The following is a 1,672-nucleotide window of genomic DNA, read 5'->3' as shown; positions in this document are numbered from 1 at the left end:
TAGACCCTCCTGCATATGCAGAAGGTTTCTGCACCCAAGATTCTTCAGTCGCATTCGCTCCTTCAGAATGACATGCACAGAAAGTAGGGTGTCGCGGTACTAGTATGTTTAGATAACGATGAGCATAGCTGTATGGGGTACTCGTTATGACGTTCCCTAATCGCTAATCGCTGCTCTTACTTACTAAACTATATTATTAAGCATCTTGTACGCGGCGCCGTAGGTCTTATAGCCGCCGCTCAGGTTTTTAACTTTATAGCCTTTCTGCATCAATATCCTGCAGGCGACATACGCCCGCAGGCCGATTTCACAAAAGACATAAATATCCTTGTCTTTGGGGATCTCATCAAGCCGCTGCCGCAGGTAGTCAACAGGTATATTGACGGCCCCGCCTATCGTCCCCGTCATCTTGTACTCAAGCGGGGTACGAACGTCGATCAGCACGCTTGTATCTTTATCGATTGCCTCAACCTCGTCCCAATAATACATAGCAACATCGCCCCGCAACATGTTCGCGGCAACATATCCCGCTATATTTACCGGTGTTTTCGCATTGGAGAACGGAGGGGCGTACGAAAGCTCTAACTTCTCAAGGTCAAAGACGGTCATCCCCGCTCGCATCGCGATTGAGAACGCATCGATCGTTTTATCAATGTTAGCGCCGCCGACAACCTGGGCGCCGAGCAGTTTTCCGCTATCGGGATCGAACAATATCTTTATCGATAGCCCGCTCGCCCCCGGATAATACGTAGCGTGCGATGTCGAATGCGTAACCGATTTTGCGTAGGTAATACCGTATCGCTTCAGCGCGACCTCGTTGAGCCCCGTTACGGCGACCGCAAGATCGAAAATCTTGATAATCGCGGTTCCTTGCGTCGCGGTGTACTTCTCCTCCCGGCCGCAAATATTATTCGCGACGATCCTGCCCTGTTTATTCGCCGGTCCGGCAAGCGGTATTAATACCGGGTTGCCGGTCACGAAATCCTTAACCTCAATCACATCGCCAACGGCATAGATATCGGGGTCGGATGTTCTAAGGTACTCGTCCACGGCGATGCCGCCGGTCGCCCCGAGTTCGAGTCCCGCATCCCGCGCCAGCCCTACCTCGGGGCGCACACCAAGGCCCAGGATCACCATGTCGGCGTTAAGCCTGGTGCCATCGGTCAACTCGGCCACTATCCAATCATCCTCATGGTGCAACTCCCGAACGCCCTTACCCCGAATGATATTTACTCCCTTTTCCATGATGTGCCGGTGAACGAGTGCCGACATCTCGAAATCAAGCGGGGTCAGGATGCGGTCGGCCAACTCAACCACGATAACGCTCACGCCGCGCCTTTTTAAATTCTCGGCCATCTCAAGCCCGATAAACCCGGCCCCTACAACGACAACGCGCTCGGGTTTTACCTGGTCGACGAATTCCTTGATCGCATCCGTATCGGGGATATTCCTGATGGTAAACACGTGGGGGTGGTCCAATCCGGGGATATCGGGCCTGAACGGCGCCGCCCCCGGCGACAATACCAACCGGTCATACGATTCATAATAGGTCTTTCCCGTAGCGTGGCTGTAAAGCTCGACGCTCTTTTTGTCGCGAATTATCCGCTTCACTTCGCATTGTACCCTGACTTCGATATTGAACCGATCGCGCATCCCCTCGGGTGTCTGCACA

Annotated in this window: 1 protein-coding gene; it reads right to left on the bottom strand. The window is 53.2% G+C overall.

Annotated elements, in window-relative coordinates; translation table 11 throughout:
* Window positions 1-183: 183 nt before the first annotated feature.
* Window positions 184-1,672: FAD-dependent oxidoreductase (locus COY37_RS01290; protein WP_286975648.1), on the bottom strand; the 1,489-nt coding region annotated here is incomplete at its 5' end.

The organism is Candidatus Aquicultor secundus (assembly GCF_002791875.1).
In the GTDB taxonomy this organism is placed as follows: domain Bacteria; phylum Actinomycetota; class Aquicultoria; order Aquicultorales; family Aquicultoraceae; genus Aquicultor_A; species Aquicultor_A secundus.
This window is presented reverse-complemented; position numbering and strand designations above follow the sequence as displayed.